The sequence below is a fragment of the Sporolactobacillus shoreae genome, from assembly GCF_004684935.1.
GTDB lineage: Bacteria > Bacillota > Bacilli > Bacillales > Sporolactobacillaceae > Sporolactobacillus > Sporolactobacillus shoreae.
In genome coordinates, this window is the sequence record NZ_SRJD01000011.1 from 1 (window position 1) to 26,423 (window position 26,423).

Annotated in this window: 28 protein-coding genes and 1 tRNA gene; 23 read left to right on the top strand and 6 right to left on the bottom strand. The window is 45.7% G+C overall.

Annotated features, from left to right (window positions below; genetic code table 11):
- From E4665_RS18375 to E4665_RS10220, 8 genes are all read left to right on the top strand, one after another.
- Positions 1–217: hypothetical protein (locus E4665_RS18375; protein WP_206663580.1), on the top strand; the 217-nt coding region annotated here is incomplete at its 5' end.
- 258 nt (positions 218–475) lie between these two features.
- Positions 476–1,930 (top strand): glycoside hydrolase family 68 protein, encoded by a 1,455-nt coding sequence (locus tag E4665_RS10190; RefSeq protein ID WP_135348698.1) that lies wholly within the window; start codon positions 476–478, stop codon positions 1,928–1,930.
- A gap of 205 nt (positions 1,931–2,135) precedes the next feature.
- A complete protein-coding gene (locus E4665_RS10195) occupies positions 2,136–3,632 on the top strand; it encodes a glycoside hydrolase family 32 protein (protein WP_241654809.1) in 1,497 nt (498 codons plus the stop codon).
- A 163-nt stretch (positions 3,633–3,795) separates the two neighbouring features.
- A complete protein-coding gene (locus E4665_RS10200; RefSeq protein WP_135348700.1) occupies positions 3,796–4,137 on the top strand; it encodes a winged helix-turn-helix transcriptional regulator in 342 nt (113 codons plus the stop codon).
- Between the two features lie 71 nt (positions 4,138–4,208).
- Entirely contained in the window at positions 4,209–4,847 is a 639-nt protein-coding gene (locus E4665_RS10205; protein ID WP_135348701.1) for a nitroreductase family protein, read from the top strand.
- A gap of 457 nt (positions 4,848–5,304) precedes the next feature.
- Positions 5,305–6,120, top strand: a complete 816-nt coding sequence (locus tag E4665_RS10210; RefSeq protein ID WP_135348702.1) for a basic amino acid ABC transporter substrate-binding protein — start codon at positions 5,305–5,307, stop codon at positions 6,118–6,120.
- Positions 6,121–6,204: 84 nt separating this feature from the next.
- The gene (locus E4665_RS10215; protein ID WP_135348703.1) at positions 6,205–6,861 is read left to right on the top strand and encodes an amino acid ABC transporter permease; all 657 of its coding nucleotides are present in this window, start codon (positions 6,205–6,207) and stop codon (positions 6,859–6,861) included.
- Complete coding sequence (locus E4665_RS10220; RefSeq protein WP_135348808.1) at positions 6,861–7,583, top strand: amino acid ABC transporter ATP-binding protein; 723 nt, start codon at positions 6,861–6,863, stop codon at positions 7,581–7,583. The genes E4665_RS10215 and E4665_RS10220 overlap by 1 nt, the downstream gene beginning before the upstream one ends.
- 211 nt (positions 7,584–7,794) lie before the next feature.
- On the opposite strand, the gene E4665_RS10225 is transcribed toward E4665_RS10220, so the two are convergent.
- From E4665_RS10225 to E4665_RS10235, 3 genes are all read right to left on the bottom strand, one after another.
- Entirely contained in the window at positions 7,795–8,772 is a 978-nt protein-coding gene (locus E4665_RS10225; RefSeq protein ID WP_135348704.1) for a nuclease-related domain-containing protein, read from the bottom strand.
- 321 nt (positions 8,773–9,093) lie between these two features.
- Positions 9,094–9,294 carry an H-type small acid-soluble spore protein gene (locus tag E4665_RS10230; protein WP_135348705.1) on the bottom strand — a complete coding sequence of 67 codons (201 nt, stop codon included), beginning with the start codon at positions 9,292–9,294 and terminating at the stop codon, positions 9,094–9,096.
- Between the two features lie 316 nt (positions 9,295–9,610).
- Positions 9,611–9,982, bottom strand: coding sequence for a hypothetical protein (locus E4665_RS10235; RefSeq protein WP_135348706.1), 372 nt, complete (start codon positions 9,980–9,982; stop codon positions 9,611–9,613).
- A gap of 168 nt (positions 9,983–10,150) precedes the next feature.
- Here E4665_RS10235 and E4665_RS10240 point away from each other — a divergent pair, with 168 nt between their 5' ends.
- The 4 genes from E4665_RS10240 (at position 10,151) to E4665_RS10255 (ending at position 13,483) form a co-directional block, all read left to right on the top strand.
- The gene (locus E4665_RS10240) at positions 10,151–10,654 is read left to right on the top strand and encodes a YbaK/EbsC family protein (RefSeq protein WP_135348707.1); all 504 of its coding nucleotides are present in this window, start codon (positions 10,151–10,153) and stop codon (positions 10,652–10,654) included.
- A gap of 208 nt (positions 10,655–10,862) precedes the next feature.
- On the top strand, positions 10,863–11,381 hold the full coding sequence (locus E4665_RS10245) for an RrF2 family transcriptional regulator (RefSeq protein WP_135348708.1): 519 nt from the start codon (positions 10,863–10,865) through the stop codon (positions 11,379–11,381).
- Positions 11,378–11,740: a hypothetical protein gene (locus tag E4665_RS10250; RefSeq protein ID WP_135348709.1), complete on the top strand. Its 363-nt coding sequence runs from the start codon at positions 11,378–11,380 to the stop codon at positions 11,738–11,740. The genes E4665_RS10245 and E4665_RS10250 overlap by 4 nt, the downstream gene beginning before the upstream one ends.
- A 297-nt stretch (positions 11,741–12,037) precedes the next feature.
- Entirely contained in the window at positions 12,038–13,483 is a 1,446-nt protein-coding gene (locus E4665_RS10255; protein WP_135348710.1) for an MDR family MFS transporter, read from the top strand.
- 59 nt (positions 13,484–13,542) lie between these two features.
- Here E4665_RS10255 and E4665_RS10260 read toward each other — a convergent pair whose 3' ends face one another.
- Entirely contained in the window at positions 13,543–14,748 is a 1,206-nt protein-coding gene (locus tag E4665_RS10260; RefSeq protein ID WP_135348711.1) for an MFS transporter, read from the bottom strand.
- A gap of 248 nt (positions 14,749–14,996) precedes the next feature.
- On the opposite strand from E4665_RS10260, the gene E4665_RS10265 reads away from it, so the two are divergent.
- The 4 genes from E4665_RS10265 to E4665_RS18150 are packed head-to-tail and all read left to right on the top strand — an operon-like array spanning position 14,997 to position 17,455.
- Positions 14,997–15,338, top strand: a complete 342-nt coding sequence (locus tag E4665_RS10265) for a MazG nucleotide pyrophosphohydrolase domain-containing protein (protein ID WP_135348712.1) — start codon at positions 14,997–14,999, stop codon at positions 15,336–15,338.
- Complete coding sequence (locus E4665_RS10270) at positions 15,335–16,273, top strand: nucleoside hydrolase (protein WP_135348713.1); 939 nt, start codon at positions 15,335–15,337, stop codon at positions 16,271–16,273. Before E4665_RS10265 ends, E4665_RS10270 begins: the two co-directional genes overlap by 4 nt.
- Before the next feature lie 50 nt (positions 16,274–16,323).
- On the top strand, positions 16,324–17,016 hold the full coding sequence (locus E4665_RS10275; protein WP_135348714.1) for an HAD family hydrolase: 693 nt from the start codon (positions 16,324–16,326) through the stop codon (positions 17,014–17,016).
- Between the two features lie 37 nt (positions 17,017–17,053).
- Positions 17,054–17,455 carry a hypothetical protein gene (locus E4665_RS18150; RefSeq protein WP_167815181.1) on the top strand — a complete coding sequence of 134 codons (402 nt, stop codon included), beginning with the start codon at positions 17,054–17,056 and terminating at the stop codon, positions 17,453–17,455.
- A gap of 468 nt (positions 17,456–17,923) precedes the next feature.
- Here E4665_RS18150 and E4665_RS10285 read toward each other — a convergent pair whose 3' ends face one another.
- Positions 17,924–18,283: a Lin0512 family protein gene (locus E4665_RS10285; RefSeq protein WP_135348715.1), complete on the bottom strand. Its 360-nt coding sequence runs from the start codon at positions 18,281–18,283 to the stop codon at positions 17,924–17,926.
- Between the two features lie 463 nt (positions 18,284–18,746).
- Between E4665_RS10285 and E4665_RS10290 the strand changes: the two genes are divergently transcribed.
- The 5 genes from E4665_RS10290 (at position 18,747) to E4665_RS10310 (ending at position 24,416) form a co-directional block, all read left to right on the top strand.
- Entirely contained in the window at positions 18,747–19,829 is a 1,083-nt protein-coding gene (locus E4665_RS10290; RefSeq protein ID WP_135348716.1) for a BMP family lipoprotein, read from the top strand.
- Positions 19,830–20,085: 256 nt separating this feature from the next.
- Complete coding sequence (locus tag E4665_RS10295) at positions 20,086–21,609, top strand: ABC transporter ATP-binding protein (RefSeq protein ID WP_135348717.1); 1,524 nt, start codon at positions 20,086–20,088, stop codon at positions 21,607–21,609.
- Positions 21,606–22,670, top strand: a complete 1,065-nt coding sequence (locus E4665_RS10300) for an ABC transporter permease (protein WP_135348718.1) — start codon at positions 21,606–21,608, stop codon at positions 22,668–22,670. Before E4665_RS10295 ends, E4665_RS10300 begins: the two co-directional genes overlap by 4 nt.
- The gene (locus tag E4665_RS10305) at positions 22,670–23,635 is read left to right on the top strand and encodes an ABC transporter permease (protein WP_135348719.1); all 966 of its coding nucleotides are present in this window, start codon (positions 22,670–22,672) and stop codon (positions 23,633–23,635) included. The genes E4665_RS10300 and E4665_RS10305 overlap by 1 nt, the downstream gene beginning before the upstream one ends.
- Before the next feature lie 184 nt (positions 23,636–23,819).
- Complete coding sequence (locus E4665_RS10310; RefSeq protein ID WP_135348720.1) at positions 23,820–24,416, top strand: histidine phosphatase family protein; 597 nt, start codon at positions 23,820–23,822, stop codon at positions 24,414–24,416.
- 60 nt (positions 24,417–24,476) lie between these two features.
- On the opposite strand, the gene E4665_RS10315 is transcribed toward E4665_RS10310, so the two are convergent.
- Positions 24,477–24,547, bottom strand: a tRNA-Gly gene (locus E4665_RS10315).
- A 136-nt stretch (positions 24,548–24,683) separates the two neighbouring features.
- Here E4665_RS10315 and E4665_RS10320 point away from each other — a divergent pair.
- Complete coding sequence (locus tag E4665_RS10320; RefSeq protein ID WP_135348721.1) at positions 24,684–24,953, top strand: ACT domain-containing protein; 270 nt, start codon at positions 24,684–24,686, stop codon at positions 24,951–24,953.
- Positions 24,954–24,973: 20 nt separating this feature from the next.
- The gene (locus tag E4665_RS10325) at positions 24,974–26,329 is read left to right on the top strand and encodes a PFL family protein (protein ID WP_135348722.1); all 1,356 of its coding nucleotides are present in this window, start codon (positions 24,974–24,976) and stop codon (positions 26,327–26,329) included.
- Positions 26,330–26,423: the final 94 nt, after the last annotated feature.

Genomic DNA, 26,423 nt, shown 5'->3' on the forward strand with positions numbered 1-26,423 from the left:
CGACTCTATTCTAACTGAGATGATGGGCTCCGGCTCATTTTCTATGAAAAAAATGAAAGAAACAGGGGAAATCGAATCCCGCTGTTTTTCTGGAGGGGGCTGGCCAGCCCCCTCCAGAAAAACAGAACCCCCTGCTCATTTCCTCATATTCAGATCACCCTATTTACACAAGTATACGGACTTAACTCGCAGTTCGGCACAAGGTTCTCCTGAATAGATAAAACAGGCTGACCTATACATCACTGTATCTCCAAAATATAAAGCTGTCTATTATAGGTACACAAACGAACTTGATACATAGTGAATACGTAATATATGTAATATGATCTATACCTTTTGTTCTAATTACTTATACCCCCATGAAAGAATTTCTTGTCTATCATGATACATTTGGTCCAATTGACCTGATCAATACTTCCCAAGTATCCTTGAGTCACAAAACCCCAGCGATAGAAATGGGGATAGGGAGGAAGCTATGGAGATCAGAAAAATATTGAAACGTACAACAGCAGCGGCAGTCGTGGCAGCCTTTTTGCTCGGCGGATCCGCTCAGACATTTGCAAAATCCAATGATTCAGCAAGTATTAATGAGGACTATGGTATTTCGCATATTACGCGTCATGATATGCTGCAAATTCCGAATCAGCAACAGAGTGACAAGTTTAAGGTGCCGGAGTTTAATCCGCAGACGATCAAGAACATCCCTTCAGCTAAAGGTGTTGATGCTGCTGGGAATCCAATTGATCTGGATGTATGGGACAGCTGGCCGCTCCAGAATGCCGATGGAACGGCAGCCAATTATCACGGTTATCATATCGTGTTCGCTCTGGCGGGAAATCCCAAAGTCGGCAGTGATACATTCATCTATCTTTTCTATCAAAAGGTGGGCGACACAAGCCTCGACAGTTGGAAGAATGCCGGACGTGTCTTTAAGAAGGATGATCACTTAAACGCCAATGATCCGATCCTTAAGAATCAGTCAGAAGAGTGGTCGGGCTCGGCGACTTTAACCTCTGATGGAAATGTTCGTTTGTTCTATACGGACCGTGACAGCTGGTCACCGGATTCCGGGCATTATGGGAAACAAACGCTGACGACCGCTCAGATTAATGTATCTCAGCCGGACGCGGATACATTGAAAGTCGATGGTGTGCAAGACTATAAATCTATTTTTGATGGCGACGGCAAATACTATCAAACCGTTCAGCAGGGTACTCAGACAGATTCGGACAACCACACGCTGAGAGATCCGCATTATGTTGAAGATAACGGCCACAAGTATCTTGTCTTTGAAGCGAATACGGGAACTGACGATGGATATCAGGGTGACGACCAGCTCAACAACCGTGCCTATTACGGCGGGGGCCAATCATTCTTTAATCAAGAAAGAGCGGCTCTCTTGCAAAGTCCGAAGAAAAATCTTGCGACGCTCGCGAATGGTGCCTTGGGCATTATTGAACTGAATGATGATTATACGCTTAAGAAAGTCATGAAGCCACTCATTACGTCGAACACAATCACTGATGAAATCGAACGCGCAAATATCTTTAAAATGAATGGAAAGTGGTACCTGTTTACAGATTCCAGAGGGGCAAAAATGACCATTAACGGGATCGGTGACAAGGATGTATACATGCTGGGATTTGTCTCTGATTCCTTGACCGGCACGTATAAACCGTTGAACAAGAGCGGCCTGGTTCTGCAGATGGGGCTTGATCCGAATGACCTGACCTGGACGTACTCTCATTTTGCAGTGCCACAGACAAAAGGCGATAACGTGGTCATTACAAGCTATATGACGAACAGGGGACTCTTTGACGATCACCATTCCACGTTCGCCCCGAGCTTCCTGCTCAACATTAAAGGATCTAAAACTTCAATAGTAAAAGACAGCATTCTTGAACAGGGACAGCTGACGGTTGATCAGTAATGATTTAACCAGTGATTTCCTGGTTATAGATGATGCAATAAGAGGAAAATGTCGTATAGCGGCATTTTCTTTTTTTCGTGAAAAATGATAGGGTGACGTTATCATTTCTGAATTATAAAAAATGATCGGGGCGCTAATATTGAAACAGTTTTTTTACAGAAAGCAAAAATGGTTGTGGATTTTTCTGGTCGGTCTGATTCTGATCATGACTCTTTGGATCATGAACCTGAATCTTAATAAAAAGGCGACGAAACCGGTTGAACTGGAGAAAACTTACAGGGCAACGTACCATTTCACGGTACCTGACCATTGGATGAATGATCCTCAGCGGCCCTTTTATCTGGATGGAAAATATCATTTCTATTATCTCTATAATCGTGATTACCCGAAAGGCAATGGTACAGAATGGCGTCAGGCAACATCCAGAGACCTGGTGCACTGGAAGGATGAGGGGGTGGCGATTCCTAAGTACACAACGAAGAATGGCGACATCTGGTCGGGATCGACTGTTGTTGATACAAAAAATAGTGCTGGATTTGGGAAGAACGCAGTCGTGGCGATTGTGACACAGCCTTCAGCGGATGGAGGAAAGCAGGAGCAGTATCTTTGGTACAGCACAGACAAAGGAAAAACGTTTAAATCGTACAGTGATCAGCCTGTTTTGGCGAATCCCGGAGTAAAAGATTTCAGAGATCCTAAAATCATCTGGGATGATCATGCTGATAAATGGGTCATGCTCCTCGCGGAAGGGACAAAAATCGGTTTTTATGAGTCGGGTGATCTGAAACATTGGCGGTATACCGGAGGTTTCTTTACAATGAATATTGGCATCGTTGAGTGCCCGGATCTTTTCATAATGAGGGCTGATGACGGAACCTACAAATGGATCCTCGGCAGCAGTGCAAATGGGAAATCAATCGGTTTGCCCAATACTTATGCCTACTGGACAGGCACCTATAATGGGCAGGAATTTATTGCGGATCATGCTGAGCCAGAATGGCTGGATTATGGGTTTGACTGGTATGCCGGTGTTACATTCGAGAATGGGACCAGCACCGACAAATATTCAGAACGCTATGCGCTGGCCTGGATGAATAATTGGGATTATCCGAACAGTACACCGACGCTGAAAAATGGATTTAACGGTATGGATTCGATTGTCCGGCAGATCAGGCTGAAGAAACAAGATAACAACACGTACACTCTGATTTCTCAGCCGGTGAATTCGCTGAAACAGCTGACTGTGTCAACAGACCGATTGAAACAGATTAAAGTGAGCGGATCAAAAACACTGGATTTTAAGGGCGATGCCTATCAATTGGATGCGGATATCAGGTGGTCTGATGCCAGAAATGTTGGATTACAACTCAGAGAGTCATCAGACCAAAAAAGGCATATTGATACTGGAATCTTTGTGGAGGGAAAATATTCCTATCTCAACCGGGCATTTTCCGGACAACCGGACGAAAGCAAGAGATATCTGGAAAGCAGAATGCCGTTTGATGTAAGAAAAAAACAGGCGCATCTCAGAATATTAGTCGATAAGACGAGTATTGAAGTGTTTATTGATGATGGAAAAGTTGTCTATTCGGATGAGATCTTTCCAAAATTAAGTGATCAGGGGATCGCGCTCTTTTCCGAAGGCGGCACTTCTGTTTTTTCCAATATAGAGATCAAGCATTTCCGTTCGTTAAATCAATGAAATATAAGATTCTAGAAAAGCGTGACAAACGACATGCTTGAAAACCGGGCGCATCATAGAATAAGGGTGTGAATCATAAACGTTCAAAAAATTATTCTTATTTTTTTCTTACTTGTAGGTTATTTTTTCGTGTTATAGTACAATATAAGCAGGAGTGATTAACATGAAAAAGGATCTGTCACTTTGTCCAAAATTTGAGCGCGCTTTTCAGGTTATCGGGAAAAAATGGAATGGTTTAATCATCGAAGTCCTGTTAAAGGGCGAATGCCACTTCAGCAATATTGCCGACGCTATTCCTGAGCTCAGTGACCGGATGCTGGCCGCAAGACTGAGGGAACTTGAAGGATTGGAAATTGTTAAACGCTGTGTGGATACCGGCTATCCCGTGCAAGTGACCTATCGGCTTACAGATAAAGGCAGGGAAATCCAGCCTGTCCTTAATGAAGTGCACCGCTGGGCAGACAAATGGTTTGTCGCGGGGACTCAGGAACAGAAGACAAATTAGTTTACTTTTTTTCACCATGATACTATACTTACGTAAGTTAAAGAAAAAAAATAAGTAAGGGAGCCCGTAAAATGTCCGAAACTTTGCAAGCATTTGTTAAATCCAATGAATTTTTGGATGGGATGAAAAAGCGCCGTACGATTTATGCGCTCGATAAGGATATTAAATCCAGCAAGGAAGAAATTGTAGCCACAATAGAGGAAGCTGTAAAAAATGCTCCGTCGGCTTTCAATTCCCAGTCAGCACGCGTCGTTGTTCTTTTCGGTGCGGAAAGTGACAAGCTATGGGGAGAAGGCGGTATCGCTGAGCAGGCCATCCGTAAGGTTCTGCCTGAAGGGCAATCCTTTGACTCGACAGCGAAGAAACTTGCTTCCTTCAATGCCGGAGTCGGCACAATTCTCTATTTCGAGGATATGGATGTGATTGAAGGTCTGCAGAAGAATTTCCCGTTATACGCAGACAATTTCCCAGTGTGGTCTGAGCACAGCACAGGCATTACTCAATTTGCCGTATGGTCGGCACTCGCGAATATCGGAATCGGTGGATCGCTTCAGCACTACAATCCGCTGATTGATGATGCGCTTCGTGAAACATTTGATATCCCGGCAAACTGGAAACTTCGCGGCCAGATGCCATTTGGTAACATCGTGGCTCCGGCCGATCCGAAAGAATTTCAGCCGATTGATGAACGAGTTAAAGTGTTCGGCTGATCGGAGACTAGCCTGATTAGCAAGAAGAGGGATCGTAGTGGTTATCACACGATCTCTTTTTTAAAAGGTCAGAAAGTATAAATCTGGCCAATAAAACAGGGCATTGGATGAGATTCAAAGCGGAGGTGCGAGACGCCTGCGGGATAGCGAGCCAAGGGAGACCCCACAGCGAGGGTACCGAACGAGGAGGCTCACGGATCGCCCGCGGCAAGCGAGCAACCGAAGCGTTGATCCAACATCTCAATAACACAGGGTTAATGATTAGGGACCGGGCTCGCCCGGTTTTTCTTATTTGATGAAAAAATTTGTTCATGCAGCCGACATGAATTTCAATTAAGTCGGAAATTATTTAAAAATTCTACATTCATCTTGCCAATCTCAAAAAAATGAGGGTATAATAAAAACTAATTTAAGCCTAAGAAACAATGACGAGACAGAAACAGGGGGCAATTCAAAGATGATCAAGAAATTTTCAGTTCTCTCCATTATTTTAGCGTTGGTGCTCGCACTGACGGCCTGTGCTTCCGGCAGCTCCAGCGGTTCAGGCAATGGCACGACGACTAAGAAAACACTGCGCGTTGTGAATGATGCGACTTATGCTCCTTTTGAATATTTGGACAAAGGGAAAATGACCGGTTTTGATGTTGATGTGATGCAGGCTCTCGCCAAAGCAGCAGGCTATAAGTACAACCTAGTCAATGTCGGATGGGATCCGGTGTTCGCTGAATTGAAAAGCAAGACAGCGGATATGAGTATTTCCGCGATTTCGATTACCAGCGACCGTGAGAAAACTTATGACTTTTCTGTGCCATACTTCCTTTCAACAAACAAGATTCTTGTTCCAAAGGATAGTGCGGTCAAGTCAGCCGCCGATTTAAAGGGTAAGACTGTGGCTGTTCAGACAGGGACAACAGGTCAGATCGCTGTAGAAAAGATTCTTGGCAAGAACAGCCCGAAAATCAAAAAATTCAAGACGATTAGCCTTGCAATCATGGAAATGCTGAATCATGGGGCAGATGCAGTTGTAGCCGACAATACAGTTATTGAGCAGTATGCAAGACTCAATCCAGGCAAAAACCTGAAGGTCATTGACGACAAAAAGGCTTTCGTTCCTGAATTTTATGGCCTTATGTATCCAAAAGACAGCAAACTGAAACCCGTTTTTGACAAGGCGATCAATAAAATTTACAGTGACGGCACTTATACCAAGATTTATGAAAAATGGTTTAAGAGTACACCAGATCTGGCAACGTTGAAAGCACAGCAGAAATAATAAAACTTTAATGAAATATGAATGACCAAAAAGTTGCTTAACCCTGACAGTTAGGCAACTTTTTAAAGTTAGGAGAGGGTTTATTTGGGCTTTCGGTTTGATTTGATCTGGGGATACGGGCCCCTCTTCCTAAGTGGTATGATGTTCACCATTGGGTTTTCGCTCGCAGGTATTGTGTTTGGAACCATTCTTGGCCTGATCGTATCATTTGGAAAAATGATGAAGAATAAATGGCTTTCAGCTCCCTTTGTTTGCTATATCGGTTTTTTCAGGGGCACCCCTTTGTTTGTACAGATTTTGATTATTCATTTTGGTGTCGTTCCGAAAATTTTGGGCCAATCCAATGCTATTGTTGCCGGAGTTATCGCCCTTTCGCTGAATGAAGCGGCGTATATCGCAGAAGTCTTCCGCGCAGGTATTCAATCGATTGACGAAGGCCAGACGGAGGCTGCCCGATCCTTGGGCATGAGTCATTGGCAGGCGATGCGTTATATCATTCTGCCTCAGGCTGTGAAGCGAGTGCTCCCACCGATGGGCAACGAATTTATCAGTCTGATTAAGGATTCTTCTCTAATTTCAGCGATTGCTGCACCTGAAATGACCTATGTGGCGACAGAGATGAACGCACAATATACACTCGTTTGGGAGCCGTATCTGACCATCGCGTTCATCTATCTGATTCTGACGCTGATCATGAGTTTCATTGTACATCGCCTGGAAAGAAGGATGGCCACAAAATGATGATACAGGTAGAAAATCTAAAAAAATCCTTTGGTGAAAACGAAGTATTGAAAAATATCAATGTAAGTGTGGAAAAGCAGGAAGTTGTTGTAGTCATTGGACCGTCGGGTTCTGGCAAGTCGACCCTGCTTCGATGCATTAACCAGCTTGAATCGATTACTTCGGGTCACATCCTGATTGAAGGAGCGGACATCTCCGACAAGAAAGCAAATATTAATAAAATTCGTCAGGATGTCGGCATGGTTTTCCAGCAGTTTAATCTTTTTCCGCACATGACTGTTCTTGAGAATATTATCTTGGCTCCTATGAAGGTCAAGAAGATTGCAAGGGATCAGGCAAAGGAAAAGGCCATTGAATTACTGAAAAAAGTTGGTCTGGAAGAAAAAGCGGATGCTTACCCGGATTCTTTGTCCGGCGGGCAGAAGCAGCGTATTGCTATTGCCCGGGCACTGGCTATGGAACCAAAAATGATGCTGTTTGATGAGCCGACTTCGGCCCTCGATCCGGAAATGGTCGGCGATGTTCTCGATGTGATGAAGCGGCTGGCGAAGGACGGTATGACGATGGTTGTGGTCACTCATGAGATGGGCTTCGCCCGCGAAGTCGGTGACCGGGTCATTTTCATGGATGGCGGTTATATCGTGGAAGAGAATGAGCCGCACGAACTGTTCAGCAACCCTCAGGAGGAGCGAACGAAAGCCTTTTTGAGTAAAGTGCTTTAAAATAATTATGAAAAAGGCCTGCTCGGATTCCGGAGCAGGCCTTTTTCTACATCGTATTCAATACAGGAAAATTATTTGGAGAAGACACTGAATCGGACAGAGGAGGTGCCAAATCGGACAGGAACTGAAAGAAACTGGACAGAGATCTGGATTAATTGGACAGAGATCACTCGAAATCGGACAGTTAAGTGATTTAATTGGACAGCCCCCATTAGTCGTCATCGAATCCGATCGGCTGATGGAAAATTTTACATCTGTTATTCCCCGATACGGGGAGATTAAGCTCATTTAGTAGTCTTGAAGCAGTTTTATGAGATTCTAAGTGTGTCCATCTTTGAAATTCTTCTATTGTGATTGTTGTGGACACAATAAGAAAATAGTCGAAGAGCGCTTTGATATGTGCATTGTTTGATACGCACCCGCAGGATTGGCAATGCCATGCTCCCGGAATACGCTTCATCGGAATTGCGGAACATTGAGGACAATGGACACCTGTGATCAATTCGTCAGGATCAATTTGATACTCTTTTAAAATATCTATTTTAGGTGGCGTATGATATTTTGTAAAATGAAATTCGATTTTCTTTCGATCGGCCAGAGTAATCGTCTCCTTAGGATAAACTTGTGTCATGGACTGAATTTTTTCAGGAATCTGATGCATGTGACATACTTTCTGAGGAACAGTTGTATCTCCTGGCGATGTTTTGATGATTGTCGAGGGGCTGCTTACCGCAACAAAAAATTCGATGGGGAGTCTGGGCAAATGATACTTTACCATCCAGCGAGCGAGATGTGTCTTCTGCAGTTGCGCCTGTGTTATTGGATCGGAGAATCCCTCCTCCTTCTCACCCCAGGTACGGATCATTTGGTGAAAGACGGGATCAAAATAGATTGTGCCGGCAATATTTTTAATCTCAATAATGAGTAAAAAATACTGGGTGAGAATTAACGTATCCATTTGAAAACAATTGTCATTTAAGGGGAGACGAAGGCCGTGGAAAATAAAATATCTATCTCCCGGTAGTTCCGATAAGTAATAATCTATGGCTTTCTCGCCATTAAATCCCTTAAATCGTCTTAATTCGTTTTTCTTGATCTCAGTATACTGGGAATGGTGGATTGAAATCCGGCATTTTAAGGATTGCAGCTGGTGGAGAATGCGCGGTGTGTTCCTTTTCTTTATAATCAATGGCCTTCACCTTTTTCAACGTCGAATGGAAAATCTTCAAATGCTTATGCTGATAGTTTAGCGTGAAAATGGATAAAATTCGACTATCGTAAATCCAAATAATAGACGTGTCATGATCATTTTTCATGGGAAAAAATAAGAAAATAACCTAAAACAAACATAAATTCTTAAAAAATACTATAATGAATATTTATCTCTCGGGCCAGCCGCCCTGTTCGCAAGTTCCCTGGCATCCGTGCAGATAAAGAAAAAGGCTGTCACATCAGTCGCCATTTCGACTGGGTGACAGTCCTCTTCATGTCTAGATCAGTGAGCCTTTATTTATTCGCGCACCATTGACTTATCGCTTTCCATTAAATCTGAAACGGGGACATCCTGTTCCTTCCGAGGATCGCTCAATGGATAGATTCGAGCGGTTTCCTTATTTGTATCAATATGCTGAATGTAGACGGAATCCCCGTTATAGGTTACATGAACCATAGTCGGTGATTCTGAAATTTCCTGCGCGCGCTGAATGGTCATTGCGGCACCTCCTGAAAATTTTTAACACTGTTAATTTCCGCTTTCTTGAAAAAATTATGCAGAAGGATTTGTTGGACTAAATCTTTTTAGAAAAGAGTTGTTTCGATGTCCCTTGCAATCATTATGCTGTGTCTGTTTTATTTCTGGATTGTCATCAGAAGCATTCATTTTTGTGACTCAGGTTCGTCCGACGTCTGGATTCAGAAAACGATCTTGAATTCTATCTCAGCGGCCATTTGTTGCAATGCCGATTTTATGAATGGTAAAAAAACTCAAGGATCATTAAATGCCTCCCGAGTTTTTGAAATCTTGAGTATCAGATCTCTTTATAAATTTCGACGTCCCTGATTTCCGGAACCATGCTGTAGGCAGTCAGACGATGCTGCCCGTCATAGAGCCCGAAATCTTTATTGCAAATCAATGGCGGGAATTTTCCCCCGTCATGGATATAGTCAACCATTTGTTTGATATTGTCTGTATGATAATCATCGTAATTTTCAGGGTGATTCTCCCATTCCTTGAACGTCATCAGATTCCTGCCATTGCTGCTGAACGTGCATGGCGCGTCATAGAGGGATTCCTTGTCGACCTCGGTGAGAATAAACTTATGGTCCTCTGTTCCAAAAGCATCATTTTCAATATCATTGTATCTGCTGCAAATTTCTTTTCCTGTTAAATATTCAGCCATGACTACCCCTTCTTCATTCTCCGTACATTTTCAGATGTACCTATAATTTATAATAGTTTTTCCGAATTTGCAAAAGGAGCTTGCCTGACGGGCTAATTGTTGACTTACCAAGCTTTTTTGTTACACTGAAATTTAATAAAAAAGGTGTAAGAAACGAGGGGAATCAGAATGTCTGTTGAGAATGTCAGGACTTATTTCCGACAATTCGGACGTGAAAAGGATATTATTGAACTCACACTTTCCAGTGCAACGGTGGATCTTGCAGCGGAACATCTGCATGTAGAACCAGAGCGCATTGCAAAGACGTTGGCCTTTCGGGGAGAGGATAAGGAAGGGGCGATACTGGTTGTTTCCGCCGGGGATGCTAAAATCGATAACAAAAAATTCAGGCATACTTTTGGCTTCAAGGCACACATGCTATCTCCGGAAGAAACACTTGAGCTGGTCGGGCATGCGGTGGGCGGTGTTTGCCCGTTTGCGCTGAAAACTAACTGGCCGGTATTTATGGATGAATCACTGAAACGGTTTGAAACAGTTTTTCCAGCATGCGGCAGCAGCAACTCGGCAATCGAACTGAGTATTGATGAGTTATATGAGTTTGGCCATGCAAAGGAATGGGTGGATGTATGCAAGGGATGGAAGGAAGACCCTGAACCGGAAACTGATCCCTGATGGAGTACAGACTTTCAAAAGATGAAGGCTGCCATCCCTGATGCATGGCGGCTTTTTGGCATATAGACAGTGTGATCTTGCATATGAATCTCTCAGAATAATGATCCGAGTAAAAAGTTTCCAGCACACTTTTTGCAGCTTGATCAATTGATTTTATAAACTGTATCTACTATAATTACACTAATCTTTATAAAGAGGAATTAATAGTATGAACAGTGAATTTACGATAGCAGTCCATTGCCTGATCATATTGGCCAGCGCACCGGATCAAATCTGGAACAGTGAGTCTCTGTCAGGGAAAGTGCATACTCATCCGGCACGTGTCCGCAAGATTATGAGCCTTCTTCGAAATAACGATCTTGTAGCGACGAAGGAAGGGTTAGGTGGCGGTTACCGCTTAAGCTGCGATCCGGCGGATTGTACACTAGCCAGGATCTACAGGATTACCTCCTGTTCCGCACTGAAACTCAATTGGTGCTCTGATTCCAAAAAATGTGGACAAGATCAGGATATGGTGGGCATTCAACTGGTACTTGACCAGGCTTTTTCCATAGGGGAAAGAATGCTTGAAAACTATCTTGAGCAGTGGACAATCGATCTCCTCTTTAAAGAAATGAATAAAGTGATGAAAAATAAGAAAAGCAGTTTTTTATCGGAGGCATATCCAGCTGCGGCAGGTTCGGACAGACTGATAAACTCTTACAGGATCGGTGGTGAAAGAGGATGAAGCAAGAAACCAAGTGGAACAAAGGTGACTGGGTCAAAGGGAGAACGGTAAACGGAGAATTGATGCACGGATATATTGTCGATTTTGACAGCGATGACGGCACTGTAAAAGTTAACGTCGTTGCCTGTGACCGTGAATCAACGGTGGGCCGGACTGTTGAGACCCTGAACTATCTGATCAAGCCATTCCCGGTGTTGCCAATGAACAACGATCAGCTGCGAAGCATCACTGATCTGGCTTTGATCACATCCGACCGCGACTGGTTTATGGATCTGTCATCAAAGCTTTCCGCAAGTAAAAAATCGGATAATGACCGCGTGGCAAGATCAGACACATGGTTTTGGTCGGCTCAGCGGTAATCAGAAGGATAAGCTTTTTTGAAAATAGATTAAAAAGCGTCCGCCTCACAGTGCGGACGCTTTGTTGTTAATACGATAAGTGTGAGGGGAATGACTGAAACGACCCACTCCTTGTGCAAAAAAAATTCATTTTCTGGAACGGTTATGTAAATTTCTTTTTCTTGGATGGAATATATGAGAAAATAAATGCGCATCAACTAAAAAAACAGAAATAAAAAAAGCTTAGCGGAACCTGAATCCGTTTCGCCGGGCTCTTTTTTACGAAACTGTATAAAAAAGAGAAGGAGTTTTCATTACATGACTACACAGATCAGTGCAGCAGGGGATCAGACAATCCGAAGAGGGCCAATTACAGTAGCCCTGATTATTGGCGCATTTGTTGCCATATTAAATGAAACATTCCTGAATATCGCTCTGGCCGATTTAATGCGTACATTTAACGTATCGGCCACGACCGTTCAGTGGCTGGCCACAGCGTATATGCTTGTTATTGGCATTCTGATGCCTGTAACAGCCTTATTAACCGGCTGGTTCACTACCCGGCAGATGTTTTTGGGAGCGATGGGCCTGTTTTTGTTGGGAACCGTTATTTGTGGCCTTTCGCCAAGTTTTGGTTTCTTGCTGCTCGGGCGTGTCGTCCAGGCTTCCGGTTCCGGTCTTCTGATGCCGGTCATGATGAATACCATTTTGTACATCTATCCTCCCGAAAAGCGGGGAGCGGCGATGGGCCTGATCGGGCTTGTTATTATGTTTGCCCCGGCGCTCGGACCGACTTTGTCCGGACTGATCATTTCCTACTTCTCCTGGCGTTGGCTGTTTTACTTGGTTATTCCGCTCGCCATTTTCTCAATCCTTTTTGCCGCTTATTTTCTGAAAAATGTTTCGGAAGTGACGCGTCCGAAAGTGGAAATCCCATCCATCCTCCTGTCGACCATCGGTTTCGGCGGACTCGTCTATGGAATGGGATCCAGTGCGGAAGGGGGCTTGATGGGACCGATTTTTATGATCGCCGGGGCGGTATCCCTGATCCTTTTTGTCTGGCGCCAGCTGGTGATTGAAAATCCGATCCTGGATCTCAGAACATTTAAGTATCCGATGTTTGCGCTCTCGACCATCATTCTAATCCTGGTCATGATGACCCTGTTCTCAACAATGATTCTTCTCCCCCTTTACATGCAGAAAGTCATGATGCTGACTTCGTTCAGCGCGGGGCTTGTGCTGCTTCCGGGCGGGCTGATCAACGGATTCCTTTCGCCGCTGATGGGTAAGCTGTTTGACAAGCTCGGACCGAGGTGGCTTGTCATTCCCGGCCTGGTGCTCATGAGTGTTGTCATCTGGCTGTTCAGCAAACTGACGTCTTCTGAAAGCTCATTATATGTCATTATTTTGTATGCGGCCCTGCTTATCGGTATGGCAATGGTGATGATGCCTGTTTCCACAACCGGACTCAACCAGCTGCCGAAGAAACTTTACCCGCACGGGACAGCGATCATGAACACGCTGCAGCAGGTTGCGGGTGGAGTCGGAACAGCGCTGTTCGTAGGAATTATGGCATCAGGCTCTCAGTCCTATCTCAGCCGGTCATCTCATCCGACGGCACCTGACCAAATGCTGAGTGCGCTGGTTTCAGGGATGAACGGTGCTTTCCTCATATCGATGCTCATTGCTCTGGCATCCCTGGTTCTCTCCCTGTTTCTCAAACGGACGGTGGCTCCTGAAGAACAGCAGGCAGAGGAAATATAAATGGAAAAAGGCAAAGAAATGGCCTCCCGGTTTCGGGAGGCCATTATTACGTATATACATTAAACCAGTTCTTTGTTTTTGGTTTCTTTTCCGAGCAGCAATACAGCAAAGACCGCGATAACAATGGATATACAGAATATCGTGAAAATGGACGCGATCGAAACATGTCGGACAAGAAGGTAGCCGACGAGCAGCGGGCCGAAGATCCCGCCGATGCGTCCGAACGCCGCCGCCAATCCGGTTCCGGTTCCTCGGATTTCTGTAGGATACTGCTCTGGTGAGTAGGCGTAAAGTGCGCCCCACGCGCCGAGGTTAAAGAAGGAGAGCAGGATGCCCGAGGTCAGAAGCAGCGGCAGGGTGGTTGCGACGCCAAAGAAGAAAGCGAAGACTGCTGTGCCGAGCAGATAGACGATCAGCACCCACTTTCTGCCCCATTTTTCAATCAGCCATGCGGCAGTGAAGTAACCCGGAAGCTGGGCAAGAGTCATAATTAATACATATTGGAAACTTCTGACCATGTCGAAGCCTTTTGCCACTACGATGCCGGGCAGCCAGAGGAACATACCGTAATAGGAGAAAACGACACAGAACCAGAGGATCCAGAGCATTGCCGTCTGCCGGATGTATTTTTTGGACCATGTCTCAGTGATTTTTTTGAATATGCCTTGCTTTTCAAGAGCTTTCTGCGCTTCGAATTTAGAAGAATCGTGAATATTCCATCTGAGATAGATGGCGTAAAAAGCGGGCAGAGCGCCGATGATCAAAGCAATCCGCCAGCCGTACTGAGGAATCACAAAATAAGAAATCAGTGCGGCTACGATCCAGCCCAATGCCCAGAAGCTTTCCAGCAGTACAACGATCCGGCCTCGTTTTTCTGTAGCCACGCTTTCTGAAACCAGAGTCGAAGCGACGGGAAGTTCGCCCCCGAGTCCCATCCCGACGAAGAAACGCAGAACCATAAATAATCCGAGGCCTGCAGCGGCGGCAGAAAGCCCACCGCCGAGCGAGAAGACAAGCAAGGTCAAAATCAGTACATTTCTGCGGCCGATCCGGTCGGCCATAAGCCCGAAAATCAGGGCGCCGACGGCCATACCGATCGAACTGATGCTCCCGATCCACCCCATCTGGGCTTCATTCAGGTTCCACTCGGCTTTGAGCGCGACAATGATAAATGAAAGCATGCCGACGTCCATGGCGTCGAACAACCACGCCATTCCGGCAACACCGAGCAATTTTCTTTCTGATTGATGATTTGTGCCAGTCATAATATCCCCCTGCATTCATGATTGCAGCGCCTGACGTTCATCCAGACGCTTTTAATAAAATGTGTATGATAGCTTCATCTTATTATAGAGTCATGTTTTACATGTGTAAAGACACATGAAATGTCAACAGTGAAATTTACGGGGACTGATCGGTGGCTTCGAAGAAAAATTATTTCGGTTCAGCAGCCGGATGCATGATAAACTAAAAGAAAAACTGGAATATCCGTAAGAGCGGGAGGGGCATAAGATTGAATTTAGATGAAGTCCAGGAATGGGAGAAAAAATTTTACGGGAAAAGGGGATGGAAGGATCTTCCACCTTACATACGTGTTGGATTTTTGCTAGAGGAAGTCGGTGAGGTCTCTCGAGCGGTGAGAACTTATGAAATCGGCCGGGACCATCATCCAGAGGAAAGCAGACTGACCAAGGAAGAAATCAGGATGAATCTCGCTGAAGAAATGGGGGACGTGCTCTCCAATCTGGCAATACTGGCAAATCTTTACCACCTGAGCCTGGAGGATCTGGTTAATGCCCATCGGGACAAGCTATACAAACGATTCAACTGCACGGAAGAGGAGGTGCTGAAGTGAGCGGGCAGACTGTTTATTTTAACCATGATGCGGGCGTTGATGATCTCGTTTCGCTCTTTCTCCTGCTGCAGATGAGTAATGTCGCGTTGAGCGGTGTGTCGGTTATCCCCGCCGATGGTTATCTGACACCAGGAGTGCAGGCGAGCCGGAAGATCATTGATCGTTTCGGCAAGAAAAAGGTGGAGGTCGCGCGCTCAGATTCGCGTGGCCATAATTCGTTCCCGAAAGAATGGCGGATGCATCCTTTTTTTGTAGACGCGCTGCCTCTACTGAACGAATCGGGAAAGATAGAGGCACCGCTTGCATCATTACCTGCCCATCAGCATCTGATTCAAAAAGTCAGGCAACATTCCGGGAAAACGACCTTACTTTGCACAGGTCCGCTGACTGATGTAGCGCGCGCTTTGGATGAGGCGCCGGATATTGAAGAAAAAATCGATTGTCTGGTATGGATGGGTGGAACTTTGAATCCGGTCGGCAATGTGCAGGAGCCGGAGCACGACGGATCGGCGGAGTGGAATGCCTTCTGGGATCCGGAAGCGGTGGCGCGCGTCTGGCGGAGTACTGTTCCGATCAGGATGGTGGCACTGGAGAGCACACATCAGGTACCACTTACAGTGCCGGTGCGCAATCAATGGGCATCATTGAGGAGATACACCGGTCTGGACTTTATCGGCCAGTGCTATGCGGCGGTCCCTCCGCTTATTTCTTTTGAAACCAATTCCACTTACTTCCTATGGGATGTGCTGACAACCCTGTCTGTCGGGTTTCCGCAACTCGTTCGGGCAAGAACTGTCCGCACGGTTGTGCACACGGAAGAACCCCGCCAGGGAAAAATTGAAGAAGCTGATAATGGCCGACCGGTTGAGGTAGTTTACGATGTGCAAGCAGATGAGTTTTTTGCGAAAATGATTGAACTGGCAAAAAGAGCGTAAAACCTTGGAGTAAGGCAGGAAGTTTCCGAGGAAAGGATGAATAGTAATATATGGGTTATCGAACAGCTTTATTTGATTTTGACGGCACTCTGGCCGACACGAAACAGTGCAGCATTGTCGCTACAAGAAAGACGTTTGAACATTTTGGATTTCAGGTTCCGACGGATGAACGAATCATGGCGGGCATGGGTATTCCGCTTGAAGTCGATCTGCCGAAAATGATTGGACGCACTTTCTCAGAGCGTGTTCTGGATGAAATACTGGATGTATTTCGGAATTTCTACCAGGAGAGTGAGCAGGACACAATCCGCTCATTCCCGCATATTCCCGAAGTTCTGTCCGCACTGAAAAACAGCGGTGTAAGCATCGCTCTGGTGACGAGCAAAAGTGCGGCCGTTGCGAAGCGGAACGTCGGTCAGCTGCAGCTTGGCCGCTGGCTGGACACGATGGTTTGTTTTGGAGACAGTCAAACACTTCGGCCTAAACCGGCTCCCGACGGTGTGTATGCCGCACTGAAAAAACTTGGAGATCCGTCACCGGATGACTCTATTATGATTGGCGATGCGATTTATGACGTGCAGATGGGACAGGCCGCCGGAATAAGAACATGCGCCGTGACATGGGGATCGGGTTCGGATGCAGAACTGAAAGCTGCAGATCCCGATTATCTGCTGGACCGGCCTGAAGAACTTGAAACGGTTATTCTGGAGGCAAAGTCAACAAGTAGAACCCTCCATTTTTAAAAAAGGGCACAAAAAAATGGAAGCGGAGGCGATCAACATGGATAAAATCCGTACGGACATTCAATCAGAACATGAAAACACCAGTGGGCACTCATCTTTCGCAGGCAGTATTCTGAATGCTTTGAAGGATAAAGACGTGACAACGGTTTTCGGCGATCCAATTGTTTTGTCAGACAAAAAGGTTGTTCCGGTAGCCAGGTTACGGATAACCGGAGGCGGAGGCGGTGGGGCTTCCGGCGATCCTGGAGCCCCATCTGAGGATCCGGCAAGCGGTGGGGGCGGAGGCGGCTATCTTTCTGTCAGACCTCTCGGTGTTTTTGAAATTACTGATGACAAAACTCATTTTAAACCAGCGTACAATGCCACTCTTCTTGTGCTGATACTTTCAGTTTTCACTTTCGGGTTAGCGCTAATTTTAACAAAATCCCTAAAAAAATAATAATAAAAAGGATTGGGCACAAACAATGCCCAGTCTTTTTTTTGGTTCGAGGAACGCCGTTGATCCAGTACGCAAGTTTAGATATTTCGCGGTAAAATATGAACTGCGAAAAGCAGCCAAATTCCTTTTGTTCAAGATACGATGTGGATAGTAAACGATGGAACCCGCTGGCTTTGTCCAAAAGCAGAAAAGTCTTGATCGTGAATGGGTAGACTTGTTCTGAATATTTAGTTTTGTTGATTCTCCTTTCATTTTTATTGATAAAGTGTCTATTTTCATCGATAGATGATAGATCTTTATTGATGGCACTCAATTTTTTATTGATTTTGATTCCAAGTTCGTTGATAGGGCTCTCTGAATGGACAGAATCGTAGTTCCAGTCACCCTACTTCCCTAGTTAGACCCGTCTCTGACTCCTAAAGAAGCAATGTTTTATTACGCAGTTCCCGCCAACCATGCAAGAAAAACTCAGTATCCCACCTCAACAGAAGCGTTAACAATGTACATCAAATCATTTTTGTCGTTTTTATCCTTAAGGAAAATTCCGCTTGGGGTGGCCATTCCCCCATCCATAACAATCACAGTAACTGTTCCATAAGGTATTTCAGCTTTCACCCGGTCAAGATCGAGCGATTTTTTGTCGAGGGGGACCGCAAGCCTGATCGTGACTTCCATGTTATTCAGATCATGATCAGGAAGAAGATCGGTAATTCCGGGCATCGAATTTTTATGAATGGCGTCGACCACTGCGCGGACAGCCGCGGTCGTTACATCTTGGCCGTGTACATCGACACCGACGCCTGTTTCAATAAAAAGCAGATGATTCATGATACGTTCCCCGCTTTCAATTTTAATAATAGAGGTTTTCAAAAGGTCACCGAATGATCAGCGACGAATCTCTTCATTGGCTTGCTTCTCCTTCATCACCTTTTTGAACAGACTCTAATAGTATAACATTCCGCAGTTTCAGGAGAAAAAATCAATATGTCAGATAATCCGACACATTTCCCCATCAAAACCAGAAAAGATATAGAATTTATACGAGCATTAGTTGGTCACCGCAATTAATATAAAAGAACTTTCTCTTTCGGTCTTTGAATTTGTGCATATTGCTGATTTTATATACATATGTAAGAGTTTTCAGAGTTTTCGCTTCCTAAAGACGAACATTTTTTGACCAAGTTCGCTAAATTTACGTTTTTTTTGTACAATTTCATATTTATTTTTTTTTTAGGATAGGCTATAGTTAAATCTGTGAGATGTGACATTAAGAATAACAGGGGGTTTTTTTGTGCTTAAAAAGAGAATAGCAATTCTCGTCGCATGCGTCGTAGTTCTCGCAACAGTTCTTACAGGTTGCGGCAGCAGCAACACTTCCGGTTCATCTACCAAGACGACAGCATTTAAGGCCGGCATGGTAACGGACACAGGCGGCGTTGACGACAAGTCATTCAACCAGTCTTCCTGGGAAGGCCTTCAGAAATTCGGCAAGGATAATAATCTTAAAATCGGGACAGACGTGAAATACCTTCAGTCAACCCAGGCTTCTGACTATTCTCCGAACCTGAACCAGCTCGTTCATCAGAATTACAATGTCGTTTTTGGTATTGGATTCCTGATGCAGAACGATGTTCAGAAAATTGCCGAACAGAATCCTAATGCTAAACTCGGAATTATCGATGCTGTTGCTGTTGACAAAAACAACAAGCCGCTGAAAAACGTAGCCAGCATGACATTCAAAGAAGAACAGGGTTCATTCCTTGTCGGTGTTGTTGCCGGTCTGACAACGAAAACGAACAAAATCGGATTTGTCGGCGGTATCAATTCAGCTCTGATCAAAAAATTTGAAAATGGATTCAAAGCCGGTGTCAAAACAGTCAATCCGAAAGCACAGATCTATGTACAGTATGCCGGTGCCTTCAACGCTCCGGACAAAGGACAGGCCATTGCTTCAACATTCTATACACAGGGCGCTGACATCATCTATGCAGCGGCCGGCGATACAGGAAACGGTGTCTTCACTGAAGCAAAGAACCGCGCAAAGACAGGCAAGAAAGTCTGGGTTATCGGTGTTGACAAAGATCAGTATGCTCAGGGACTTCCTGAAAATGTCACTCTGACTTCAATGGTTAAGCGCGTTGACAAGGCAATTTATGATGTTGCAGCAAAGACAAAAGCAGGGAAATTCCCAGGCGGCCAGGTGCTTCAGTACGGTCTGGAACAGAATGGTGTCGGCATTGCTCCGACAACAAAGAACGTTTCTAAGAAAGCACTTGACGCAGTAAACAGCTACAAACAGAAAATTGTTGCCGGCAGCATTAAGGTGCCGCAGACAGACGCTGAATATAAGTCTTTTCTTTCTACACTGAAATAAAAATTTTTCCTGATGGATGGGGTGGGTCTATGCGCTCCATCCATCATTATTAATATGAAATTATGCTAAATAATGGATACAGGTTCTCCAGTCATCTGTTTTTTGTTATTCTGTTACATAGAATGAAAGATTTCATGTAAGGAACACACGAATTTATTCCATTGACTGTTCACGGAAGATGACAGCTCGGAACGGCTGCTCTGTCGATCCGTCTAACAATAAAGATCAACAACACCCGGGATGGGAGATAAAAGGCATGGCCTACGCGATTGAAATGAGACATATCCGGAAAGCATTTCCGGGCATTGTTGCCAATGACGATATAACCCTCCAAGTTAATGAGGGTGAGATACACGCCCTTTTCGGAGAGAACGGAGCCGGCAAATCAACGCTGATGAATATCCTCTTTGGTCTCTATCAGCCTGATGAAGGCGAGATATTAGTGCATGGGAAAAAAGCGAAGATCACAGATCCCAACGATGCAAACAACTTGGGAATTGGCATGGTTCACCAGCATTTTATGCTGATTGAAAAATTCACTGTGGCTGAAAACATTATTCTTGGCAGAGAACCCAGGATCCATGGCAGGCTGGACATGAACAAGGCTGTGAAAATTGTCCGCAATCTGTCGGAAAAATATGGACTTGATGTGAATCCTCTGGAAAAGGTTGAAAATATTACTGTAGGCATGCAGCAGCGTGTCGAAATTCTGAAAACTTTGTATCGCGGTTCCGATATTCTGATTTTTGACGAACCGACCGCCGTACTAACACCGATTGAGATTCAGGAACTGATTGAAATCATGAAACGGCTGGTTAGCGAGGGCAAGTCCATCATCCTGATCACACATAAGCTTAAGGAAATCTTTGAAGCGTGTGACAGAGTGACCGTCATCCGGCGCGGAAAAGTCATTGATTCCCTCAGCCTGGGCGAGACGAATCCTGATGAGCTGGCCAATATGATGGTTGGGCGCCAGGTCAATACCCAGATCAATGATGAACCTTATGAACCCAAAGAAAAAATTCTTGATGTCCAAAATCTGACTGTGCTGGACTCGAGAAAAGTCAAAGCTGTGAATGATCTGAGCCTGACGGTGCATGGCGGAGAGATTCTTGGCGTGGCCGGTGTGGACGGCAACGGACAAACTGAACTGATCGAAGCGATTTCCGGCATGAGAAAGGTGAAATCCGGTATCATTGAGATCGACGGTCGTGATATGACCAACCACAGGACAAGAAAAATAACTGAAGCCGGATTGGGCTATATACCTGAGGACCGGCAGAAGCATGGACTCGTACTTGATTTTACCGTTGGCGAAAATCTTGTGCTTCAGACTTACTATCAGAAGCCATACGCGAAAGCGGGAATCTTAAACCAGAAAGTGATTTCAAAAAAAGCCAGACAGCTGATCGAAGAATATGATGTGAGAACGCCCGGGGAAAGAACACTGGCACGTTCTCTTTCAGGAGGCAACCAGCAGAAGGTTATTGTTGCCCGTGAAGTGGACAGGAGTCCGAAACTTCTTGTCGCAGCGCAACCGACACGCGGCCTGGATATCGGTGCAATTGAATTTATCCATGGGAAGCTGCTTGAAGAAAAGAAAAAAGGCAAAGCCATACTGCTTGTTTCTTTTGAACTGGATGAAATTTTGCATTTAGCCGACCGCATTGCGGTGATTTATGAAGGGCACATCATCGATATTGTCAATCCAAAAGAAACGAGTGAACATGAGTTGGGTCTGCTGATGGCCGGCCATAAAAAGGAGGAGAGCCGGGAATGAGCGGGCTATTGAAAAAAGTTAACTGGATGACACTCGTCGTCCCTCTTGTATCAGTTTTTCTGGGCCTTCTTTGCGGGGCCCTCATCATGCTGGCCGGCGGATATAATCCGCTTCTGGCTTATGGGTCTATCATTCAATCCATTTTTCTTCAGCCTTATTATGCCGGAGAAACGATTCGGGCAATGATTCCTCTGGTTCTCGCCGGGCTGGCCGTTGCTTTTGCTTTCAGGACAGGCCTTTTCAACATTGGCGTTGAAGGACAGCTGATGGCCGGATGGCTGGCCTCTGTCGCCTGCGCGATTGAACTGGACGGGCTTCCGAGAATTATTCTGCTTCCACTATCCATAATTGCCGGTGCAGTCGTCGGTGGTTTGTGGGGCTATCTTCCGGGTTTACTGAAAGCGCGATTTAAAGTTCATGAGGTTATTTCAACAATCATGATGAACTATATATCTCTCTATGCGACAGCTTACATTATAAAAAACTTTCTTTACACGGAAGGCGAACGGACGCCCACAATCCCGGCTTCGGCTTCGCTTGCATCCAATTTTCTTGCTAATATTACGCAAGGCTCCCGGCTTCACTGGGGCTTTATCGTCGCTATTATTGGTGTTATATTGATGTGGCTTATTTTATGGAAGACAACCATGGGCTATGAACTCCGATCTGTCGGATTCAGTCCGGACGCATCAAAATATGCGGGAATGAACGTCGGTCGAAATATTATTTTGTCGATGGCCATCTCAGGTGCGTTTGCAGGTCTTGCAGGAGCAATGGAAGGCCTTGGAACATACCAGTATATGACCATCAATTCGGCGTTTACCGGGATTGGTTTTAACGGAATCGCCGTTGCGCTTCTCGGCATGAATACACCTGTCGGCGTTGTTCTGGCAGCCGCACTTTTTGCCGGCCTCCAGACCGGCGGCCTGACGATGCAGTCAGTCGCTGGCGTTCCTGTAGAATTGATTCAGATTGTCATCGCACTTATTATTTTCTTTATCGGATCGAGCTATGTTATTAAATGGGCATTGCTTCGCTTTTCCGGAAGGGGGCGTAATTAATGAGCTTTTATGAGGTACTCACGATTATTATTCCTTCGACTCTTCTAACGGCCGCGCCGCTGATTTTCACATCTCTTGGCGGTGTGTTTTCCGAAAAGTCCGGGGTTGTGAATATTGGCCTGGAAGGGCTGATGTGGGTGGGCGCTTTTACCGGAGCTGTCGCTACGCTAACACTTGAACATGCCGGGATGGGCCAGGCGTCGCCGTGGATCGCTATATTGATTGCCGGCGTCGCCGGCGGTATATTTTCATTGATTCATGCCGTGGTGTCCATATCATTCAGGGCGGATCAGACAGTCAGCGGTGTGGCGCTCAACTTTCTGGCTTCCGGGCTGACAATCTACCTGGTCAAAATGATTTATAATGGTCAGGGTCAGACACCGTACATTACGAACAATATTGATAAAATCAGTATTCCTGTGCTGCATAATATTCCCATTATCGGTCCGATCTTCTTCCAGCAGGTAACATACACTTCTTATATTGCGATTCTCGCGTCCTTTGCAGTTTGGTATCTATTGTTTAAGACGCCTTTCGGGCTCAGGCTGCGCGCGGTGGGTGAACATCCGGCGGCTGCGGACACTCTCGGGATCAGCGTGATCAAAATGCGCTATATCGGCGTTATTCTAAGCGGTGTGTTTGGTGGCATCGGTGGAGCGGTTTACTTGGTGACCATCACTTCAAACTTTAATATTTCAACAATCGCAGGTCAGGGCTTCCTGGCACTTGCTGCCATGATTTTCGGAAAATGGCATCCGATCGGAGCGATGCTGGGTTCTCTTTTCTTCGGATTTGCCCAGGCACTTAGTATTACAAGCCAGCAGATCCCGTACCTTGACCGGCTTCCATCAGTCATCATGCTGATTGCACCCTATGTGCTGACCTTGATTGTCCTGACAGGTTTTGTCGGACGAGCGGAGGCTCCGAAGGCTGATGGCGTTCCATATATTAAAGGACAAAGGTAACACTCCGATGTTATTAAAAGTCGCTGTCTGAGAGAATTGAATCAGGCAGCGTCTTTTTTTAATTATTCGTCATGCGATTTGCACAAATAATGACAAAAATTCGTTTTTTGTCAGGGCATAATCCTTCTTTTTTCGCTATAATGAATTTACGCAGCTTTTTGAATCAACAGATGGAGGATGAGTTATGACAGCAATATGCCTGGTCAGGCATGGTGAAACAGATTGGAACGCGATGGGAAAGCTTCAGGGACGTGAAGATGTTCCGTTGAACAACCGGGGCGAAGAACAGGCAATAATGGTCGGCCGTTATTTGAAAAATACAGAATTTGCGGCGATTTACGCCAGTCCTCTTCTGCGTGCCAAAGAAACGGCAATGATCTGCAACCATTTTGTCGGTCATCTTCCCCTTTATATCAGCAGTGATTTTATTGAAAAAGACTATGGTCAGGCTTCGGGAATGACGGTGGTGGAGCGGGACAAACATTTCCCGGACGGGGATATTCCGGATCTGGAATCCTTCGATCACATCTGTAAGCGGGCTACAGAAGGTATTGAGACGATCAGAGGCCAATTTCCCGATGAAAATGTACTGCTTGTCGCGCATGGAGGACTGATCAACGTGATTCTGGCAATCCTGTCGGATGGAAAGATCGGCACTGGGAAAACCAAACTTTTTAACACGTGTATCAGTCATATTGTGTCTGCGGGAAATTCGTGGAAAATTATTGACTATAACAAAATTGACCACTTGAAAAGTTTTGGAAAGGTAACCAGCATCTGATGCGGCCGGCAAAATAAAAAAGAGCGACGGATCGCTCTTTCAAGGATATTGATTCACTTAAGCGGGTGATGGGAATCGAACCCACGACGAGAGCTTGGGAAGCTCTAATTTTACCATTAAACTACACCCGCACCTTTAGGCAGCGCCTGACAAAGACAATGATTATCTTATAAGAAAGTTGTCTTTTTGTCAATGTCCGGTACTCGCACGTCTTCGTGCGTGCCCTTTTAATGATTGACTAAAAAATGGAAATCAGAGGTGTTCTTTATGAAAGCCATCCTAACAGTAATCGGTAAGGATAATGTCGGCATTATTGCAGGCGTCAGCCGGCAGCTCGCCGATCTGCAGGTGAATATTCTGGATGTATCCCAGACGATCATGAACGGCTATTTTACAATGATGATGATTCTTGATCTCTCAGCAGCCAAAGAAACTTTTGGAGACGTCAAGAAAGCTCTGGCGGACAAGGGCGATGAATTGAACGTGCAGATTAAGATCCAGCGTGAAGAAATTTTTACTTCGATGCACAGTTTATAAAATGGAGGTTCTCGGAAACGATGGAGACAAATCAGATCCTGGAAACAATAAGGATGATCGAGGAAGAAAAGCTAGATATCCGTACGATTACAATGGGGATATCCCTGCTTGACTGTATCGACAGCGACGGAGGAAAAGCGCGTCAGAAAATTTATGATAAAATAACCCGACTAGCTCAAAATCTGGTCAGAACGGGAGAAGATATCGAGAATGAATTCGGTATCCCGATCATTCACAAGAGAATTTCAGTAACACCTATTGCGATGGTTGCCGGGGCCTCAGGGGACAAGGATTATGTGGCTTATGCGAAGACACTAGATGAGGCGGCTAAAGCGACGGGAGTCAATTTCATCGGCGGTTTCAGTGCGTTGGTTCAGAAAGGGTATACGGTCGGAGATCGAAGGCTGGTCCAGTCGATTCCGGAGGCACTGGCTGTAACTGAACTCGTCTGCTCTTCTGTCAATGTCGGTTCGACACGTTCGGGTATTAATATGGACGCGGTCGGGGAAATGGGCCGAATCGTCAAAGAGACGGCGGAACGGACGGCTGATGCACAGGGATTGGGCTGCGCCAAACTGGTTATTTTCGCGAATGCGGTCGAAGACAATCCATTCATGGCTGGAGCTTTTCACGGAGTTGGCGAGGCGGACTGTATCATTAATGTAGGAGTCAGCGGTCCCGGCGTTGTCAAGCGCGCTCTGGAAAAAGTTAAAGGAGAACGGTTTGACGTTGTTTCTGAGACGATCAAGAAAATCACCTTCAAAATTACGCGCATGGGGCAACTGGTCGGGCACGAAGCCTCGACACGACTGGGGGTTCCATTCGGGATCGTCGATCTTTCTCTTGCTCCGACCCCGGCCGTAGGTGACTCAGTAGCGCGCATTCTTGAAGAAATGGGCCTTGAGTCGGCAGGGACACATGGCACGACAGCGGCGCTTGCCCTGCTGAATGACGCGGTTAAAAAAGGAGGCGTCATGGCCTGCAGCCATGTCGGCGGGCTGAGCGGAGCGTTTATACCAGTGTCTGAAGACGCGGGCATGATTGAAGCTGTGGAAGTCGGGGCTCTTAACATACAGAAACTTGAGGCGATGACCGCGGTGTGCTCCGTCGGTCTTGATATGATCGCGATCCCCGGTGATACGCCGGCTGAAACGATTTCGGCCATGATCGCTGACGAGGCAGCAATTGGTGTGATCAATAACAAAACAACAGCCGTGCGGGTCATTCCTGCCCCGGGCAAAAAAGTCGGGGACAACGTTGAATTCGGCGGACTTCTTGGACGAGCCCCCGTCATGGCCGTGAGCAGTCATTCAGCCGCGGAATTTATCGCACGCGGCGGCCGTATTCCGGCACCAATCCACTCATTTAAAAACTAGGCTATGTTAAAGCTCAATGTTGATTTTGTTGATTGAGCGTAAGGGGTGCTGGCTTTTGCGGAAACAGCAGACCAAACGAACGCTTGAGACGAAA

Excerpts from the sequence above, each read along its gene's own strand:
- E4665_RS18150 (WP_167815181.1), top strand. The coding sequence starts at position 17,054 with ATGGATAAAATCCGTACGGACATTCAATCAGAACATGAAAACACCAGT.
- E4665_RS10295 (WP_135348717.1), top strand. The coding sequence starts at position 20,086 with ATGGCCTACGCGATTGAAATGAGACATATCCGGAAAGCATTTCCGGGC.
- E4665_RS10190 (WP_135348698.1), top strand. The coding sequence starts at position 476 with ATGGAGATCAGAAAAATATTGAAACGTACAACAGCAGCGGCAGTCGTG.
- E4665_RS10275 (WP_135348714.1), top strand. The coding sequence starts at position 16,324 with ATGGGTTATCGAACAGCTTTATTTGATTTTGACGGCACTCTGGCCGAC.
- E4665_RS10200 (WP_135348700.1), top strand. The coding sequence starts at position 3,796 with ATGAAAAAGGATCTGTCACTTTGTCCAAAATTTGAGCGCGCTTTTCAG.
- E4665_RS10245 (WP_135348708.1), top strand. The coding sequence starts at position 10,863 with ATGAACAGTGAATTTACGATAGCAGTCCATTGCCTGATCATATTGGCC.
- E4665_RS10220 (WP_135348808.1), top strand. The coding sequence starts at position 6,861 with ATGATACAGGTAGAAAATCTAAAAAAATCCTTTGGTGAAAACGAAGTA.
- E4665_RS10230 (WP_135348705.1), bottom strand. The coding sequence starts at position 9,294 with ATGACCATTCAGCGCGCGCAGGAAATTTCAGAATCACCGACTATGGTT.
- E4665_RS10240 (WP_135348707.1), top strand. The coding sequence starts at position 10,151 with ATGTCTGTTGAGAATGTCAGGACTTATTTCCGACAATTCGGACGTGAA.
- E4665_RS10320 (WP_135348721.1), top strand. The coding sequence starts at position 24,684 with ATGAAAGCCATCCTAACAGTAATCGGTAAGGATAATGTCGGCATTATT.
- E4665_RS10210 (WP_135348702.1), top strand. The coding sequence starts at position 5,305 with ATGATCAAGAAATTTTCAGTTCTCTCCATTATTTTAGCGTTGGTGCTC.
- E4665_RS10285 (WP_135348715.1), bottom strand. The coding sequence starts at position 18,283 with ATGAATCATCTGCTTTTTATTGAAACAGGCGTCGGTGTCGATGTACAC.
- E4665_RS10195 (WP_241654809.1), top strand. The coding sequence starts at position 2,136 with ATGACTCTTTGGATCATGAACCTGAATCTTAATAAAAAGGCGACGAAA.
- E4665_RS10325 (WP_135348722.1), top strand. The coding sequence starts at position 24,974 with ATGGAGACAAATCAGATCCTGGAAACAATAAGGATGATCGAGGAAGAA.
- E4665_RS10310 (WP_135348720.1), top strand. The coding sequence starts at position 23,820 with ATGACAGCAATATGCCTGGTCAGGCATGGTGAAACAGATTGGAACGCG.
- E4665_RS10205 (WP_135348701.1), top strand. The coding sequence starts at position 4,209 with ATGTCCGAAACTTTGCAAGCATTTGTTAAATCCAATGAATTTTTGGAT.
- E4665_RS10235 (WP_135348706.1), bottom strand. The coding sequence starts at position 9,982 with ATGGCTGAATATTTAACAGGAAAAGAAATTTGCAGCAGATACAATGAT.
- E4665_RS10305 (WP_135348719.1), top strand. The coding sequence starts at position 22,670 with ATGAGCTTTTATGAGGTACTCACGATTATTATTCCTTCGACTCTTCTA.
- E4665_RS10260 (WP_135348711.1), bottom strand. The coding sequence starts at position 14,748 with ATGACTGGCACAAATCATCAATCAGAAAGAAAATTGCTCGGTGTTGCC.
- E4665_RS10300 (WP_135348718.1), top strand. The coding sequence starts at position 21,606 with ATGAGCGGGCTATTGAAAAAAGTTAACTGGATGACACTCGTCGTCCCT.
- E4665_RS10255 (WP_135348710.1), top strand. The coding sequence starts at position 12,038 with ATGACTACACAGATCAGTGCAGCAGGGGATCAGACAATCCGAAGAGGG.
- E4665_RS10250 (WP_135348709.1), top strand. The coding sequence starts at position 11,378 with ATGAAGCAAGAAACCAAGTGGAACAAAGGTGACTGGGTCAAAGGGAGA.